This window comes from Neobacillus massiliamazoniensis (genome assembly GCF_001048695.1).
Taxonomy (GTDB): domain Bacteria; phylum Bacillota; class Bacilli; order Bacillales; family Cytobacillaceae; genus Neobacillus; species Neobacillus massiliamazoniensis.
In genome coordinates, this window is sequence record NZ_CVRB01000003.1 from 39,337 (window position 1) to 56,187 (window position 16,851).

At 39.6% G+C, this 16,851-nt stretch carries 17 protein-coding genes and 1 riboswitch; of the genes, 15 read left to right on the forward strand and 2 right to left on the reverse strand.

All coding sequences use genetic code 11. From position 1 onward, the window contains the following. Positions 1–44 precede the first annotated feature (44 nt). The 4 genes from lplT (at position 45) to dacB (ending at position 4,302) form a co-directional block, all read left to right on the forward strand. Complete coding sequence (gene lplT / locus BN1082_RS12950; protein ID WP_176699767.1) at positions 45–1,256, forward strand: lysophospholipid transporter LplT; 1,212 nt, start codon at positions 45–47, stop codon at positions 1,254–1,256. A 41-nt stretch (positions 1,257–1,297) separates the two neighbouring features. Next, the gene (locus BN1082_RS12955) at positions 1,298–1,897 is read left to right on the forward strand and encodes a hypothetical protein (protein ID WP_090635038.1); all 600 of its coding nucleotides are present in this window, start codon (positions 1,298–1,300) and stop codon (positions 1,895–1,897) included. 131 nt (positions 1,898–2,028) lie between these two features. Further along, positions 2,029–2,628, forward strand: coding sequence for a dienelactone hydrolase family protein (locus BN1082_RS12960; protein WP_090635039.1), 600 nt, complete (start codon positions 2,029–2,031; stop codon positions 2,626–2,628). A gap of 195 nt (positions 2,629–2,823) precedes the next feature. Then, positions 2,824–4,302: a D-alanyl-D-alanine carboxypeptidase/D-alanyl-D-alanine endopeptidase gene (gene dacB, locus BN1082_RS12965; RefSeq protein ID WP_090635040.1), complete on the forward strand. Its 1,479-nt coding sequence runs from the start codon at positions 2,824–2,826 to the stop codon at positions 4,300–4,302. Positions 4,303–4,624: 322 nt separating this feature from the next. Here dacB and BN1082_RS12970 read toward each other — a convergent pair whose 3' ends face one another. Further along, positions 4,625–4,873 (reverse strand): hypothetical protein, encoded by a 249-nt coding sequence (locus BN1082_RS12970; protein WP_245640419.1) that lies wholly within the window; start codon positions 4,871–4,873, stop codon positions 4,625–4,627. A gap of 199 nt (positions 4,874–5,072) precedes the next feature. After that, positions 5,073–5,157: riboswitch (cyclic di-GMP riboswitch) on the reverse strand. Positions 5,158–5,459: 302 nt separating this feature from the next. Between BN1082_RS12970 and BN1082_RS12975 the strand changes: the two genes are divergently transcribed. The 11 genes from BN1082_RS12975 (at position 5,460) to BN1082_RS13025 (ending at position 16,127) form a co-directional block, all read left to right on the forward strand. Further along, positions 5,460–6,704, forward strand: coding sequence for a multidrug effflux MFS transporter (locus BN1082_RS12975; RefSeq protein ID WP_245640420.1), 1,245 nt, complete (start codon positions 5,460–5,462; stop codon positions 6,702–6,704). Between the two features lie 135 nt (positions 6,705–6,839). After that, on the forward strand, positions 6,840–7,496 hold the full coding sequence (gene eutL / locus BN1082_RS12980) for an ethanolamine utilization microcompartment protein EutL (protein ID WP_090635041.1): 657 nt from the start codon (positions 6,840–6,842) through the stop codon (positions 7,494–7,496). 17 nt (positions 7,497–7,513) lie between these two features. Continuing rightward, positions 7,514–7,852 (forward strand): ethanolamine utilization microcompartment protein EutS, encoded by a 339-nt coding sequence (gene eutS, locus BN1082_RS12985; protein WP_090635042.1) that lies wholly within the window; start codon positions 7,514–7,516, stop codon positions 7,850–7,852. After that, the gene (locus BN1082_RS12990) at positions 7,849–8,289 is read left to right on the forward strand and encodes a EutP/PduV family microcompartment system protein (RefSeq protein ID WP_090635043.1); all 441 of its coding nucleotides are present in this window, start codon (positions 7,849–7,851) and stop codon (positions 8,287–8,289) included. The genes eutS and BN1082_RS12990 overlap by 4 nt, the downstream gene beginning before the upstream one ends. A 143-nt stretch (positions 8,290–8,432) precedes the next feature. After that, a complete protein-coding gene (locus BN1082_RS12995) occupies positions 8,433–9,035 on the forward strand; it encodes an ANTAR domain-containing response regulator (RefSeq protein ID WP_090635044.1) in 603 nt (200 codons plus the stop codon). 7 nt (positions 9,036–9,042) lie between these two features. Further along, positions 9,043–10,458 carry an ethanolamine ammonia-lyase reactivating factor EutA gene (locus BN1082_RS13000; protein WP_090635045.1) on the forward strand — a complete coding sequence of 472 codons (1,416 nt, stop codon included), beginning with the start codon at positions 9,043–9,045 and terminating at the stop codon, positions 10,456–10,458. 748 nt (positions 10,459–11,206) lie between these two features. Further along, on the forward strand, positions 11,207–12,568 hold the full coding sequence (locus BN1082_RS13010) for an ethanolamine ammonia-lyase subunit EutB (RefSeq protein ID WP_090635047.1): 1,362 nt from the start codon (positions 11,207–11,209) through the stop codon (positions 12,566–12,568). A 53-nt stretch (positions 12,569–12,621) separates the two neighbouring features. Beyond that, the gene (gene eutC, locus BN1082_RS13015) at positions 12,622–13,431 is read left to right on the forward strand and encodes an ethanolamine ammonia-lyase subunit EutC (protein WP_090636445.1); all 810 of its coding nucleotides are present in this window, start codon (positions 12,622–12,624) and stop codon (positions 13,429–13,431) included. An 88-nt stretch (positions 13,432–13,519) separates the two neighbouring features. Continuing rightward, a complete protein-coding gene (locus tag BN1082_RS27490; RefSeq protein WP_176699768.1) occupies positions 13,520–13,660 on the forward strand; it encodes a hypothetical protein in 141 nt (46 codons plus the stop codon). Positions 13,661–13,675: 15 nt separating this feature from the next. After that, a complete protein-coding gene (locus BN1082_RS13020) occupies positions 13,676–15,211 on the forward strand; it encodes an amino acid permease (RefSeq protein WP_090635048.1) in 1,536 nt (511 codons plus the stop codon). Positions 15,212–15,395: 184 nt separating this feature from the next. Further along, positions 15,396–16,127, forward strand: a complete 732-nt coding sequence (locus BN1082_RS13025; RefSeq protein WP_090635049.1) for a DsbA family oxidoreductase — start codon at positions 15,396–15,398, stop codon at positions 16,125–16,127. Positions 16,128–16,450: 323 nt separating this feature from the next. On the opposite strand, the gene BN1082_RS28885 is transcribed toward BN1082_RS13025, so the two are convergent. Beyond that, entirely contained in the window at positions 16,451–16,816 is a 366-nt protein-coding gene (locus BN1082_RS28885; protein ID WP_425412150.1) for a CotG/ExsB N-terminal domain-containing protein, read from the reverse strand. Positions 16,817–16,851 lie beyond the last annotated feature (35 nt).

A 16,851-nucleotide genomic window follows, 5' to 3' on the forward strand; every position in this document is an offset into this window, starting at 1 on the left:
ATTGAAATTCTTATGATAAAATTAGGAAAAAAGGAGGGGATTATTTGTTAAAAAAATTAAAAACATCTTTAAGTCCTTTACATGTCTTAAATACTACCCAATTTTTATCCGCATTTGCAGATAGCGCTATTATTATAATTATTGCTTTTATGATTAAAAAGTCATTTGGACTCAATGATGAACAAAATCCTTATATTTTTTTAGTTGAAACATTTTTCTTATTTTCTTATGTTATTTTTGCACCATTTGTAGGAACATTTGCAGACAGGAATGCCAAATCAAAAGTATTATTCGTGGGAAATTCCGTCAAGACAATTGGAGCTTTACTTATTATTTTAGGAGTCAATCCTGCCTTTTGTTATGGGTTAATAGGTGTCGGTGCTGCCATTTATGGTCCTGGTAAGTACGGCATTTTAAAAGAGTTAACAACTGATCGAAAACAACTGTTAGATGCAAATGGAAAAATAGAAGGTTTTACCATCTTAGCTATTATCATAGGAACAGTGGCCGGGGGATTTCTTTCTGGTAATTTAGTAGTTGGAGAAATCTTTTGTTTAGTCATTTATATTATATCTGTTGTTTTAGCATTAAACATCCCTGCAAACGATGGAAATCGTACATTAAAGTACGGTAGAGAAGCAACACAGTTTATTAAAGACCTGAAAAAATCTTTCAAAAATCTAAAATTAAACTTTACTTTAACCGGTAGCGCATCTTTTTGGATGATTTCTGTTGTCATAAAAAATGGGCTAATTATTTGGATTCCTGTCCACTTAGGTATAAAAGGCGGATTTCCACAATCATTAATTATTGGGATGACGGCTATTGGCATTGTTATTGGATCTCTATTAGCAAAAAAATATACTTCTATTGAAAAATTTTATCGCGCCAATATATACGGGTTTATAGTTGCTGCGTTAGCAATTGTTTTCCCGATGATTTCTGGTCATAATTTGTTTGATGTAATCCTTACCTGTATTTTTTTACTTGGTATGGGTGTTTTTGCCGGTATGTTTATTATTCCACTTAACGCAACAATGCAAGATGAAGGACATCAAACATTGGGAGTAGGAAAAACGATTGCAATACAAAATTTTACAGACAATTGTCTGATGTTATTTGGATCATACTCAGTTTATCTTTTAAACAAACAATACGGATTTTCCGTTATGGCTTCCCTGATCATATTTGGTTTTGTATTTGCTTTATTAATTTGTTATTTAAGTATTATATCTAAAAAAATCAGAATAAAATAAATACTATATAACTGAAAAGCTTTTAAAAAAATGGGAGGGAAATGGTTAAATTGATATGGAATCGTGAAAAGCGTATGCCAATTATCTTTGTATCAGCCATAATCCTTTTTATTAGCAGCCTCTTTATGCCTTTCGTTTTGGTATTTTTAATACAAGAATCAGTTTATCATTCAAAATCCTACTGGTTTTTTGAAACACCTACTTCAGCCTATATAACATTTATGATTGGAATGGTTTGGATACCAATCGTTTTAATATTACATCTTATCATCCAATGGAAATATGAATTACGATTACTTAAATGGATTACGATTTTTTTAATTTGCTGGAGTATTCCTTTCTTCATATATGGTATATCTAATTATTATTACTTCGATAAAAAGGGGTTGCACTATAACCACTTAGAATCAATTAATCAGATAACTACTTATGAGTGGGAGAATTTCAAAGAAGTAAAAGAAATTTATTCAAGAAATAAGGGGATCACTTATTTAACTAATTATCAATTTTTAACGACAGACAATAAAGTTATCACACTTCCTTATGATATTAAATTTAAAGAAAATCAAAATAGGATAATAGAAAAACTTAAAGAACACGATATTAGAGTAACAAGCAATTATATGGATCAATATGAATAATTTTGGAAATCAGGTATGACTGGACTCCTTCGAACGAACGGACAGTTGATTTATGTTTTGAAAAACAAGGTATGATATAAAGAGGAGCAAATAAGTGTAATCTGATGCAAGAGTTTAAAAGAGAGGTAGCTATGATTAGTATAAAGAAAAATTCTGAAATTGCTATTGTCATTGTTCATGAAATATATGGAATTAACCAACATATGAATTATATTTGTGAAAAATTATCGCAACATGGTTTGGATGTTATGTGCCCCAATTTACTCATACAAGAAAATCCTTTTGATTATACGCAAGGGGAAGAAGCATATTATAATTTTATGGAGAATGTTGGTTTTCAAAATGCTTTATTAAAAATAAAAGATTTGTTATCCAATATCAAAAATAAATATAAAAAGGTATTTGTAGTCGGATTTAGTGTTGGGGCTACTGTTGCTTGGTTGAGCAGTGAGGAAAACACTTTGGACGGAGTAATTGGATATTATGGTTCACGTATCAGAAATTATGTGGAAATAAATCCTCAATGTCCAGTGTTACTGTTTTTCCCACAAAAAGAAAAGTCATTTAATGTTGATGAGTTGATTGCAAATTTAAATAAAAAGGGTAAGGTCAAGATACAAAATTTTGAAGGGGAACATGGATTTAGTGACCCATATTCCAAAAATTATAATGAAGAATCCGCTAGAAAGGCCATTAACGAATTGATTAATTTTATAAAATATAGAGCCTAATTTGATATTAAAAAAGCGCTTGGGACATTTTTTCAGTCCCAAGCGTTTTTTCATGCTTAATAGTGAGGTAAAAACAACATTCTTTAAGAAAACAGACTTCTTTTAACAAACAAGTATAGAACTTTCGGAGTGCGATATGATAGTAAAAGGGATTTAGGGCAAGCTTCCAGTAAATATGGAAAGAGGGAATAGAGATTGAATAAAAGAATTTACTATCATACGGTTATTTTTTTCGTCATCATTTCATTATCTGTTGCTTTCCTTGATAAAAGTTCTGTATCCTCATCTGAAAATACTGGGGCATGGGCCCAACAGCTAACTCAACTTATTAGCAAAGACGCTGTTTTACAAGGCGCCGTTGTCGGAATTAGTGTCCGCAATGCAAAAGACGGTAAAATCATTTACGATCATCAAGGCAATCTCCGCCTTCGACCTGCTTCGAATATGAAACTTTTGACGGCGGCAGCCGCTCTATCTGTACTTGGAGAAGATTATACTTTTTCTACTGAAGTGTTAACAGACGGTCAGGTAAGAAAGAAAAAACTGTTGGGCAATCTTTATCTTAAAGGAAAAGGGGATCCGACACTATTAAAATCCGACTTTGACAAAATGGCTGAGGACATTCACAGCCAAGGGATCAATGAAATAAAAGGGAGCCTGATTGGCGATGATTCTTGGTACGATCAAGTTCGGTATTCAACTGATTTATCGTGGAGTGATGAAGGCACCTATTATGGGGCACAAGTTTCTGCCCTCACTGCATCTCCAGATAAAGACTATGATGCAGGTTCCATCATTGTGGAGGTAAAACCAGGTGCTAAAAGCAGCGACCAAGCGATAGTAACGACAACCCCAAAAACGAACTATGAAAAAATAATCAATCAAGTTAAGACAGTTCCGGAAGACGGAAAAAAAGATACTACAATAGAACGGGAACATGCAAAAAATAGTATTACGATTAAAGGAACGATTCCCGTTAACGCAAAAGAAGAAAAAGAATCGATTGGGGTATGGAATCCAACCCGTTACGCGTTAACCCTTTTTAAACAATCACTAGCTGACCATGGCATCGAAGTATCAGGAAAATTAAAAACCGATTCGGTGCCTGACACCGCAAAAGTTTTAATCACACACCAATCTATACCTTTGTCTGAGCTATTTATTCCGTTTATGAAGCTAAGTAACAATGGACATGCAGAGGTTTTGGTTAAAGAAATGGGCAAGGTGAAAAAGGAAGAAGGCAGCTGGGAAAAGGGTTTAGAAGTGTTGAAGGCTGAAATAGCTAAATTTGGAGTAACCACAGATGCAATTCTCGTTCGGGATGGGTCAGGAATATCCGATGCAGATCTTATCCCGGCGAATCAAATATCTCAGCTTTTATTTGCGGTTCAAAAGGAAAAGTGGTTTCCAGTCTTTCTAAATTCGTTGCCCGTTGCCGGTGAGAGTGAACGAATGGTGGGCGGTAATTTGCGTAATCGGATGAAAGGACCTGCCATTCAGGGGAAGGTCAAAGCAAAGACCGGAACGATCTCGACGGTTAGTTCGTTATCAGGCTATGTCCAAACAAAAAGCGGCCAAACCATAATCTTTTCCATCCTGTTGAATAATCTGTTAGATGAGGAGAAAGGAAAACCGATCGAGGATAAAATGGTTCAGATTCTGGCGAACATTTAAATGGCTAAAATAGTAGGATTTGCTGTGCGTTTGCATGGACTTTTTAAAATGATGGCTCTGTTGAATTTCTTTAAACGAAAACCTGCCTCTTACCCAGCGCAGGTTTTCGTATCATTTTGTATGTCATTAAGATGGTTTAAATACCTTTGAATGGAATCGTGGTTTAATTCTAGAAATCTTTGCAAGCTGTCCGGGATAAACTTGTCGGTGCACTCCAGCGTGTTCGGACTTAAGGAGATTTTTAAAAATACTTGTTCTTTTGAATCCCTACATCTAATGTTCACTTTTGTTTCCTTATTTTTAATATCTACAATTTCATATCTCATTCAGCTAACACACTCAATTCTAAACTTCTAGTCATAAAGCATGCTCTTTCAAGGTTTTGAATGCACTCTATTCGAATGCTTTCTTCACATACAAAATCATTTAAAAGCTCATTCTTTAATCTGGAATAGATCATCAAAATTTGATCATTATTCATCTGATTTAAATTGTTTCTTGCTGCATATGTAAGAAATTCTCTTTCAAAGTATTCAGCAGTCCCGAATAAAATAGTCACGATCGTCTCCATCCTTCCACCTAAAACTAAATTATTTTACAAATCACTTTTATTTTTTCTAAAAAGTCAATTATATCACCGATTTTTTTACTGATTGTTTTATCACCCCATACAATGTTTTCTAAAAATAAAAATCCCACCCAAAAAAAGATTGGTGGAATAAAAGTATGTTCGGCATTATTACAATGCATTAGTTTTATATCCAATCCTTTTTGGCAACCCGACTATCCTAGCCAATGACCTTAGACTCGTAGCTTTGCGTCCTTTACCTTTCGATAAGTTTGCCTTTTTCAATTTGATACTTTTATACTATATCGAAAGATAGATAGGTTCAACATAATTCAACAAAAATTTACAAAAAAAACAATAAATCTAATTATTTTCACATCTATCTATATACCTGTATATTATCGGTTTTGTGCTCCAAAAGTTTATAGTTGTAAATGAAAAAAGTGTAAAAATAAAGGACTTTTTAACACGATAGTAGAATGGAAAATAGAAACGGTCATGATTTTTTTAAAATTGGTGGTTCAACATACAATCGTTAGTAATGAATTAACAAAAATTTGTGGCCCAATTTATTAAAACTGGAGGAAAAATGAAGGAAAATCTAGCTATTTTACAAAACAACAGTAGACTCTCCAAGTCTAAGAGAATTTGGATGGCCTGTGTGCTTGGGTCTTTATCAGCTTTTGGACCATTATCCATTGATATGTACCTTCCTGCACTGCCGAATTTGGGAAAAGACTTTCACGCAAATCCATCCGTTGTCCAGCTTAGCTTAACCTTTTTCTTACTCGGAATATCTTCCGGGCAGTTGTTTTCTGGTCCGCTAAGTGATATCCGCGGGCGTCGTAAACCGCTTTTGATTGGTTTAATTATTTATTTTATCGTCTCCCTATTGTGTGTGTTTAGCACTTCTATCTGGACTTTAATTGCGTTGCGCTTTATTCAAGGATTGTCCGCATCAGCAGGAGTTGTCATCTCAAGGGCAGTTGTCCGCGATTTATATTCCGGCACTGAATTAACCAAATTCTTTGCACTTTTAGCATTAGTTAACGGGGTCGCACCAATTATGGCACCAGTTATTGGTGCCCAGCTGCTTCGATTTGTTCCATGGCAAGGTGTGTTTATCGTTTTAAGTTTAATAGGGTTGATCATGTTTTTTGTCGTCCTATTCGGGTTACCAGAAACTCTTCAACTGGAAAGACGTTCAACAGGAGGAGTCAAAAATACCATTGTGACTTTTCGAAACTTAATATTGGATCGGAGTTTCATTGGATACGCTTTGGTTCAGAGCCTTGTTTTTTCCGCCATGTTCGCTTATATTTCAGGCTCTCCGTTTGTGGTGCAAAATATATATGGGGCTTCACCGCAAATGTTTAGTCTTATTTTTGCCATTAATGGCTTGGGGATTATGATTGCCAGTCAAGTGACGGGAAAACTGGCGGGGCGCATACGTGAGTCCAAACTTCTTGTTTTTGGTTTGGGAATGTCGTGGATGGGAGCATTCATATTATTCATTTTCTTATTATTGCGCCTTGATCTGATTTTTATTTTACTACCACTCTTTTTTGTTGTATCAAGCGTTGGGATGGTGAATACAGCCGGATTTTCACTAGCTATGCAAAAACAAGGGAAGTCTGCCGGCAGCGCATCAGCCCTGCTAGGCGTGCTATCGTTAGCTTCCGGTGCGATTGTGGCTCCCCTTGTAGGAATTGGAGGCGGACAATCTGCCATTCCAATGGGTGTTGTAATAATATGTGTCAGCAGTGGTGCTGTTCTTTCTTACTTATGCCTAGTTCGAAAAGCTAAAGCGACAACTAATGACGATGGACAATAAAGCATTTGTCATAAAAAATCTTAAAAATAATAGGATATAGTAAAAAGAAAAGAAGTGAATAATAGACGGCAATGGTGCCATGGATGCAGTTTTAGGCTGTATCATGGCACCTTTTTGCATGTTGGAGGTGGATGTATGACACTGAAACGGGTTCCGGCATTTGCCTTAGCGAGTCGAATGATCCCTTATATCGATGAGGGATTAAGAGAACAGCTACAAGTGCCAAACAATATTAATAGTCTAGCGTTAGTAACGAGTACAAGTGATGATGTCGGCTACACCGCATTAGATGAAGCGACAAAAAAAGCTGCGGTAGAAGTGATTTATGCAAAGTCATTTTATGCTGGTTCGGCGCATTCATCAGGACCACTTTCAGGGGAGTTTTTGGGAATTTTAGGGGCGACCACTCCGTCCGAAGTCAAAAGTGGGCTCGAGGTGGCAATTCAAACGATCAATGAAGGACCGGCGTTTTATGCCGTGGATGAGGAAGGAAATCACGCCTATTACGCCCATACGATTTCAAGGACTGGTACGTATTTATCAAAACTGGCGGGAATCGAGCCAGGTGAGCCGTTAGCCTATTTAATCGCTCCTCCACTTGAAGCGATTGTCGCTTTAGATGCCGCCTTAAAAGCTGCTGATGTGAAGCTTTGTGTGTTTTATGGACCCCCGACGGAAACGAATTTTGGCGGCGGGCTTTTAACTGGCAGCCAATCGGCCTGCGCTGCCGCAGCTGAAGCCTTTGCAGATACCGTAAGAAAAATCGCGCTCAATCCGCATCATTCATTATAGAAGTGAGGAATGGCTAAATGGAAAAAAAGCAGCGCGTCATTCAAGAATACGTACCGGGTAAGCAATTGACATTAGCTCACATCATTGCGAATCCTGATAAGGCACTTTATACAAAGCTTGGAATTTCACAGGTAGGAGCAATCGGTATTTTAACGTTAACACCAACAGAAACGGCGATTATTGCCGCCGATATCGCCACAAAATCGGCCGATATTGAAATCGGCTATTTAGATCGATTCACTGGTTCATTGGTGATTTGCGGAACCGTTTCCGACGTTGAGATGGCTATTAACAAGATAAATCAATTTTTAAGTATGCACTTAAAATTCGAACCGGCGGAGATAACCCGATCATGAAAAAAGGCAAAGTTATGATCATTGGTCCGATTGGTTCTGGGAAATCGACATTGACAAAACGTTTGCTCGAGGATTCTTCACCTGTAACGAAAACTCAGGCGCTTACCTATATGGATTGGATCATTGATACACCTGGGGAATACAGTGAAAATCCAATGTTTTACCGTTCTTTAATGGCAACATCATTAGAAGCAAAAATCCTTCTGGTCATTCAAGATGCTACCAGACACCACCAACTACTGCCGCCAAATTTTTCACAAGGCTTTCCATTGCGTTCATTTGGAGTGATAACAAAGATAGACCACCCGGATGCACATATCGAACAAGCAGTACAGCTATTAAGGCAAGTATTGCCATTAAGTGAGATTTTTCAAGTGTCATCCGTTACGTTAGAGGGAATGGATGAACTGAGAGAAGCTATCTTGAAGGTAATATAAATCGCTCCAATACATATTGTGCGAATTGGGCGAATAATATGGTACAAACCTATTCGCAAGGAGCGGACGATTTTGATGGTGTTTAAGCATGAAATTACGGATGTTGTCGAGATGCTGATGGAAACCGAAAGGGTAGATGGAATATGAGAAACGATAAAATCATGATTGTCGATGATGATCCCATCACCCGAATGGATTTACGTGAAATGCTTCTAGCGGAGGGCTATCAAGTTGCAATGGAATGCAAAAACGGAGAGGAAGCGGTAGAAAAAAGTCTTAAACTAAAGCCAGATTTAATTATTATGGATGTCAAAATACCGTTTTTAAATGGGATTAAGGCTTCGAAAATTATTCGTAAAAAAATAGATACGGCTATTCTACTGCTATCAGCCTATAGTCACCGCGAGCTGATTGAGAACGCAAAGGAAGCGGGCGTTTCAGCCTATCTTGTAAAGCCGGTGACAGAAGCCGATTTAATTCCAGCAATCGAAATTGCTCTCTACCAGCAGAGACAAATTCAAAGTCTCTCAATGGAATTACAATCCTTAAAGGCAAAATTGAAAGAGCGCCACCTGATAGAAAAAGCGAAAGGAAAAGTCATGGAAGCACTGCTATTGTCGGAAGATGCTGCGTACAGGAGGATTCGTGAATACAGCATGAAAAATCGAATTGCCCTCGCTGTGGTCGCGGGATTTATTTTAAATAAGCCGAAAGAGTTTTTAGAAACAACTCTTTTGCAGGAGTGACATTGTTTTGAATGTTAAGGTAATGAAAAGTGTCGGGATTGATATTGGCACCAGTACTTCCAAATTTATGATAAGTGAGTTGACACTTGGGAGGGTCTCTAGTCAGTTTGCTCTCCCTCATTTTGATATCGTTGATAGAAAAGTGACTTATGTTAGCAACATTATTTCGACCCCGCTTAAAAACGAAGATGAAATCGATCTGCCGCCATTAGTGTCATGGCTTGAAAAAGAATACGAAGACTTGGGGCTTAAGCTTTCTGATATCAAATCAGGTGCCGTTATTATCACAGGTGAGACAGCTATAAAAAAGAATGCGGACGCATTGATTCACTTTTTGGCAGAGCGTGCAGGTGATTTTGTTGTCGCAATAGCTGGAGCAAGCCTTGAAGGAGTTCTAGCGGGAAGGGGCTCTGGGGCATATGAGCATTCTCTAAAATCCAAGGGGGTTGTCGCCAACATTGATATTGGCGGCGGCACAGCAAATGTCGTTCTTTTTCAACAGGGGAAAGTGCTTGAAACCATTACCTTTCACGTTGGCGGTAGATTAATCGAGCTGGACGGCAGCGGTAAAATTTTATCAATATCCCCTTCGTTAATGCCATGGATTTTTGATAAAAATTTTAAAATTGAAAAGGGAATGTGCTTAACTTACGGGGAATTGGCTGAAATAGCATCAGCTCTTTGCTTTGATATGCTTGATGTCCTATTCGGGAAAAAAACGCTTGCATCACTTGTTCACAGCGCCTCCACTGCTAAGCTACCGACGATCCATGAGGTGATGATTTCCGGAGGAGTGGGGCGACTAATGGGACAAAAATCTCCAACTACTCTAACAGAGGTAGCGCAATACAATGACATTGGACCACTATTAGCGAGTGAGCTGGCAAAAGCGTTCATGTCCTATCCTTTTAAGATTGTAAAAGCCATGCAAACATCAAGTGCAACAGCCATCGGTGCTGGCATGCAATCCACCAAATTAAGCGGAGCGACAATTTCGATTCAGTCTAGTCTTTTGCCGTTACGAAATGTTCCAGTTGTAAAAGTGTCATGGAATGAGTTGAATGTTGAACAGCAAATGGAAATGACTTTTAGAAAAGGGAAGGAATTATATGGGGTTAACGAGGGACTACCTTTCGCGATTGGGTTAGCAGACATTTCATATTTGTCTTATTCGGCGGTAAAAGAGTTAGCGAAGGTAATGGCGTCATTGTACACGAAGTACTTTCCAGATTCGAAGGTCCTTGTTGTTGTATGTGAAAATGACATGGCCAAGGCCTTAGGACAATTGTTACGGTTACAAACTGATTATGATGTGATTTGCATTGACCAAGTGGTCATTGACCACGGTGATTATATTGATATAGGTGCACCATTACATGATTCGATGGTACCTGTTGTAGTCAAGACATTGGCTTTTAAGTAGGAGGTTTTGGAGTGGATTCCGCAGGTTTATTGAATAATTCCGCGAACTTTTGTGATAATTCCGCGGGTTCTGGGAATAATTCCGCGAGTATTTGAAGGAATTCCGCGGATTTCACAGATAATTCCGCGAGTTCGAGGAGAATTCCTCAAGTATTGGAAAGAATTCGAGTGCTTTAGAATGGATTCCGCGGATTTATTGAATAATTCCGCGAACTTTTGTGATAATTCCGCGGGTTCTGGGAATAATTCCGCGAGTATTTGAAGGAATTCCGCGGAGTTCACCAATAATTCCGCGAGTTCGAGGAGAATTCCTCAAGCATCGGAAAGAATTCGAGTGCTTTAGAATGGATTCCGCGGATTTATTGAATAATTCCGCGAACTTTTGTGATAATTCCGCGGATTCTGGGAATAATTCCGCGAGTATTTGAAGGAATTCCGCGGAGATCACCAATAATTCCGCGAGTTCGAGGAGAATTCCTCAAGCAATTGAAAGAATTCGAGTGCTTTAGAATGGATTCCGCGAACTTTTATGATAATTCCGCGAGCATTTGAAGGATTTCCAAAGAGTTCACAAATAGTGCCCGAAATCACTTACATTGGCCGTCATGGGGCATTAAATTCAAAAATAGTGCCTGAGATCAATCATTTTGGCCATCTACGGGCACTAACTTCAAAAACTGAGATCAACCAATTTGGCTGTCTTGGGACACTAAGTTCACAATAAATGTCTAAAACAGGAGGTGAACACGTTGAAATCGAAAATAACCTTGCTTCATAGAACATATCAGTTTGCTAGTTTGAAAGAAATCCTTGCGAAAGCGAACGAGGAAAAGTCAGGCGATGAGCTTGCCGGTATTGCAGCGAGTGATGCACAGGAAAGACTCGCGGCGAGGCATCTTTTATCGGAGTTGAAGCTAAGTGATATCCGAAATAACCCTGTTTTACCGCCGGAAGAGGACGAGGTTTCTAGAGTGATCGAGGAATCTGTCAATGAAAAAATATATCAATCTATGGCAAATTGGACCATAAGTGAGTTAAGGGAATCCTTGCTTTCAGAGGCGACTACGAACCAAGAGATCGGTCGGATCCGCAAAGGGCTAACCAGTGAGATGGTTGCGGCGGTGACTAAAATAATGTCAAACCTAGACCTCATTCAAGCCGCTTCAAAAATCGAAGTCGTGACTGAGTGTAACTATCGGATTGGTCACAAAGGAACCCTTGCCGGTAGGGCACAGCCGAATCATCCTACTGACAATATTCAAGGGATTAAGGCTTCACTTTACGAAGCACTTAGCTATGGAATCGGTGATGCCGTCATCGGGATCAATCCGGTTATCGATACCGCGGACAGCGTAAGGAAAATTTTACTAATGACAAAGGAAGAGATGGAACGTCTCCAAATTCCGACACAAAACTGTGTCCTCGCACATGTGACGACACAGATGCGGGCAATAAAAAATGGTGCCCCGTCAGATATGCTTTTTCAAAGCTTGGCAGGAACAGAGGATGGAAACAAAGCCTTTGGGATTAGTGTGGGACTATTAAATGAAGCTAATGATTTAATTCAAAAAGAAGGATGTGCCCACGGAGAAAATCTTTGGTATTTTGAAACAGGTCAGGGCTCGGAGCTGTCATCAGATGCTCATCATGGCATCGATCAAGTGACCCTTGAATCACGCTGCTACGGGCTTGCGAAAAAATACAAACCGTTTATTGTCAACACGGTGGTTGGTTTTATCGGGCCGGAGTACTTATACAATAGCAAGCAAGTCATCCGCGCTGGCTTAGAGGATCATTTCATGGGTAAGATGCAGGGTCTGCCAATGGGCGTGGATGTTTGCTACACCAATCATATGAAGGCAGACCAAAATGACATGGAGAATCTTGCCATCCTGCTTGGATCTGCCGGAGTGAACTACCTGATTGGGGTGCCGATGGCCGATGATTGCATGTTGAATTATCAATCAACCAGCTATCATGATATTGCTTCGGTTCGAAGGGTATTAGACCTCAGGCCCGCACCAAGCTTTGAAAAATGGCTCGAGAAAATGGGAATCATGGAGCATGGTAGATTAACTGCACGGGCTGGGGATCCAACAATTTTTATATAAGGGGGGAGAGGCGTTTGAAGGAAGGGCAAATTGAACTCATCGTGCAAAAAGTAATGGAGCAGCTCCAGAAAAAATACGAAACGAACCAAATAGTGACAGAGCTCGTTGAAAAAGAGTTTATTTTTTCAGAACAACATTGGAAAACATCGATTCCCACCCCTGCCTATTCAGAAGGTGTTGGGGAATTAGTCAGTACTACTCCAGCCCGAATAGGGGTTTGGCGAACTGGTACAAGACCACTCACGAAAACAATGTTAAAGCTGCAATATGACCATGCAGCGGCCATCGATGCGGTTGGCGGTGAGGTCTTGGAGAAAACGCTTGAGGAATTTGACTTGTTTACAGTAGAAACATGTTATGAAAATAAGGAAGTGTATCTTAAAAGACCAGACAAAGGTCGTGTGCTGACAGATACAGCTGTTCAAACGATCCGCGAGCGGTGCCAAAAGCAGCCTCAAGTGCAAATTGTCGTTTCGGATGGTTTAAGTGCAAGCGCAGTGGAAACCAATTTAAAGGATGTTTATCCAGCCTTACTCGATTCGCTGAAAATACACCATCTCACTTGGGGAACTCCTTTTTTTGTAAAAGGAGGCCGGGTTGCTTGCATGGATCATATCGGTGATATTTTACAGCCGGAGGTTCTTGTTTTGTTAATCGGAGAACGGCCTGGTCTCGTTTCTGCCAGCTCGATGAGTGCATACATGTGCTACAAACCACGTAAGGGAATTATCGAATCTGAACGCACGGTTATCTCCAACATTCATCCATATGGAACTCCGCCGATTGAAGCAGGCGCCCATATTGGCACAGTTTTACGAAAAATGATCGAACAGCAGGTAAGCGGTGTAAAACTAGAGTTATAGAAGTTGAAGAAAAACACATGAATTAGAGAGTTTTCCATTTATATGTGATGAAGCAAATAGATCAGCTACCCTGAAAGGAGGGATGAGAATGGAGGTTTTCCTAGGATTTGCAATGGTTATCTTTACCCTTGCGGTCGGTACTGCTATAGGAATTCGAGCAAATAGAAATGTAAGGTCCTTTAGCGAGGAGGAGCATGAAATTTTCGTTGGTCGAAAGGAAAAAAAGTAGAAAGGGGAGAATGGAATGAAAAATAAGAGCCAACAATTGCTTGAAGACAAGAAACACCTTAATCACTACGGATATGCCCAAGAGCTTTTACGCGACATGGGTGGGTTTTCAAATTTTGCGATCTCATTCTCAATTATTTCCATTTTAACAGGTGCCGTATCCCTTTATGGTCATGGACTGCTTTATGGCGGTTCAGGGATGATGGGCTTTGGCTGGACCATTGTCGCGTTTTTCGTTCTATTAATTGCGGCCTCACTGGCAGAACTAGCATCGGCTATTCCTACTGCAGGAGCGCTGTACCACTGGGCTGCAGCGTTAAAAGGTACTAGAATTGGCTGGTATACTGCGTGGATTAACTTAATTGGACAAATTGGAATTGTAGCCGGAATCGATTACTCCGTAGCCCTATTCGCCGATCCACTTCTAGCTGGAACCTTCAACTATACCTCTACCGATACAACGATCCTAATCGTTTTTGGCATTGTTCTCCTTTTACATGGAATTCTCAATCACGTTGGAATTAAAATTGTTGCAAAATTAAACGACTTTTCCGCTTGGTATCATATGGGTGTTGTCGCCATCTTAGTGGTCAGTTTAGCCTTTTTTACAAAAAACGGCCTGCAGCCGATTGATTATTTGTTTCAGGTGGGAAAAACCTTTTCTGATAAACCGTATTTCTTGGCCTTCTTAATTGGATTATTACAGGCACAATGGACCTTCACGGGTTATGATGCATCAGCTCATACGATTGAAGAAACCGTTCATCCTCGGGTGCGTGCCCCATGGGGAATTTTTAATTCTGTTGCATTTTCGTTTGTCTTTGGTTTTATTATGCTGGCCTTTGTAACGCTTTCGATTCATGATGCTAGCGGTGCGGTTAAATCAGACAATGCCTTTATCTACGTCATCAGCCAAGCATTAGGGGGGACGTTTGGAAATATCGTTCTTTGGCTAGTCACCTTTGCGATGTTTTTCTGTGGACTCTCCTCGATTACATCGTTTTCAAGGATGATGTACGCTTTTTCAAGGGATAAAGGGATGCCAGGAAGCCGTCACTGGGCCGAAATCAGCAGAAAATATCGAACCCCGGCAAAAGCTATCTGGCTCTCCGTTATCCTCTCTTTTGCATTGGCATTAATCGACTATATTACAAAGCTCGTCAACCCAAATGCAGGGTACTCTACGATTGCGTTTTTAACGGCAGTGAGCGTTGTGGGATTATATGTGGCATATGGAATTCCGATTTTCCTTAAACTTAGAGCTGAAGCAAAGGGAGATTTTTTACCAAAACATTATGGTCCATGGAGCTTAGGGAAATGGAGCAAACCAATCAATATCATCAGCATCATTTGGATCATTTTTATATCGATCATTATGGTTATTCCGCCGAATCAAATGGCAGCATACGCCTTAGGTGGAATGCTTGTCCTGTTAATTCTGATGGACTTAGGCTACTACAAGAAACACTTTCATGGTCCACAAGCCGCTCTCGAAAAATCAATTGAAGAGATTAAAAAGCTTGAAGATGAATTTGAACATGGTAATCACTAGGAAGTGTGCTATCATCACGAAGTCTTTGTGTTTTTTTTAAAATAAGCAGCACTAAAAAGTGCCCTCTTACTGAGCGGCACTTTTTTTAACGGTGTTTAATTGAAAACGGGTGACTGAGCAAGAATGTTCTTTTTTATTTTTGCTTATGATACGATTTGATTACTAAAGAAAATGAGGTGTTTTCATGAAAATTGAAGTATGGTCGGATTATGTCTGTCCGTTTTGTTATATTGGAAAGCGTCGTTTAGAAGAGGCGTTGGAACAGTTTCCACAAAAGGATCAAGTCGAGGTGGAGTTTAAAAGCTTTGAGCTTGATCCTAATGTACCCCAAAAAAATGAGCAGAGTGTGTATGAAATGTTAGCAAGGAAATATGGAATGACATTAGAGCAGGCAAAACAAATGACTCGAAACGTAAGCGAGCAAGCGGCGAGTGTTGGGTTATCCTATCATTTTGAGAATATGAAGGAGATAAATACCTTTGATGCTCACCGTTTAGCTAAATTTGCAAAAATACATGGGAAAGAAGCCGAAGTCTCTGAGAAGCTTTTATATGCCTATTTTACCGAATCAAAACATATTGGTGAGTATGAAACACTAGCAGATATAGCCGCAGCTGTAGGTTTAGATCGTCAAGAAGCTTTAGCTGTCCTTCATGACCAAAATGCCTTTGCAAATGATGTCCGCGTTGATGAAGAGATTGCCCAACAGTACAGAATTACGGGTGTACCATATTTTGTCATCAATCAAAAATACGCCATTTCTGGCGCACAGCCGCTTGAAACCTTTAAAGGGGCACTACAAAAAGTGTTGGAAGAGGAATCCGCTTCGCCGATATTACAGGATCTTTCCACAGGAAGTGTGGATGAAGCAGGCTGTAAGGATGGCAGCTGTGTGATTCCTAATCACCATAAATAAGGGGCTGTCCCAAAATGTGACAGGCACCACAATATGTACAAAGTTCATGATAATTTTTCAGCAAAGTTGATTGGAGCGGAAGGCGCTCGACTCCTGCGGGAGTACGGGCAGGGGAGACCCGCAGGCGCAGGTAGCGCCGAGGAGGCTCCCCAGACCGCCACTAGAGCGGAAATCAACAGCCAAGTTTAACAGACAATTAATAGAAGGGGGTGCTCCTAAAAGTTATACTTTTGGGACACCATCTAAAACAAAATAAAAATGGGAAAGGGAGCACTTGTTTCCTTTCCCATCTTTATTATTACATTTTATCGAAAGAGAAGAATTTATCTTCTTGCCATTCTGAAATAAGACATGTTATTACCATCCCAACATCTTTCTATTTGATAATTGCCCTGTATTGTATTGACACACCTTCTGCATTCTGTTGGTCTTCTGCGTGTAGTACGGCGGGACGTACGTTTTCTTGAAGTGTGCCGACAAGAAGTCCGTTTTCGTGAAGTTTTCACACGAGTAGTCTGTTTTCGTGAAGTCTTCCGACGGGAAGTCTGTTTTCGTGAAGTGATTCGACGGGAAGTCCGTTTCCTTGAAGTGCGATTAAAGCCCGGATCCCTGAACATAAAATCCCCAAAGTCTGTTCCTCTAACTTCATTTGCTGCATTTTGAATATCCTCCGAAGAAAAATCTTCCATTTTTTTGCACCTCCTTTTGAAATTGAAAAGGGAGT

Excerpts from the sequence above, each read along its gene's own strand:
- BN1082_RS12955 (WP_090635038.1), top strand. The coding sequence starts at position 1,298 with ATGGTTAAATTGATATGGAATCGTGAAAAGCGTATGCCAATTATCTTT.
- BN1082_RS12960 (WP_090635039.1), top strand. The coding sequence starts at position 2,029 with ATGATTAGTATAAAGAAAAATTCTGAAATTGCTATTGTCATTGTTCAT.
- BN1082_RS12970 (WP_245640419.1), bottom strand. The coding sequence starts at position 4,873 with ATGGAGACGATCGTGACTATTTTATTCGGGACTGCTGAATACTTTGAA.
- BN1082_RS12975 (WP_245640420.1), top strand. The coding sequence starts at position 5,460 with ATGAAGGAAAATCTAGCTATTTTACAAAACAACAGTAGACTCTCCAAG.
- eutL (WP_090635041.1), top strand. The coding sequence starts at position 6,840 with ATGACACTGAAACGGGTTCCGGCATTTGCCTTAGCGAGTCGAATGATC.
- eutS (WP_090635042.1), top strand. The coding sequence starts at position 7,514 with ATGGAAAAAAAGCAGCGCGTCATTCAAGAATACGTACCGGGTAAGCAA.
- BN1082_RS12990 (WP_090635043.1), top strand. The coding sequence starts at position 7,849 with ATGAAAAAAGGCAAAGTTATGATCATTGGTCCGATTGGTTCTGGGAAA.
- BN1082_RS12995 (WP_090635044.1), top strand. The coding sequence starts at position 8,433 with ATGAGAAACGATAAAATCATGATTGTCGATGATGATCCCATCACCCGA.
- eutC (WP_090636445.1), top strand. The coding sequence starts at position 12,622 with ATGGAGCAGCTCCAGAAAAAATACGAAACGAACCAAATAGTGACAGAG.
- BN1082_RS27490 (WP_176699768.1), top strand. The coding sequence starts at position 13,520 with ATGGAGGTTTTCCTAGGATTTGCAATGGTTATCTTTACCCTTGCGGTC.
- BN1082_RS13020 (WP_090635048.1), top strand. The coding sequence starts at position 13,676 with ATGAAAAATAAGAGCCAACAATTGCTTGAAGACAAGAAACACCTTAAT.
- BN1082_RS13025 (WP_090635049.1), top strand. The coding sequence starts at position 15,396 with ATGAAAATTGAAGTATGGTCGGATTATGTCTGTCCGTTTTGTTATATT.
- BN1082_RS28885 (WP_425412150.1), bottom strand. The coding sequence starts at position 16,816 with ATGGAAGATTTTTCTTCGGAGGATATTCAAAATGCAGCAAATGAAGTT.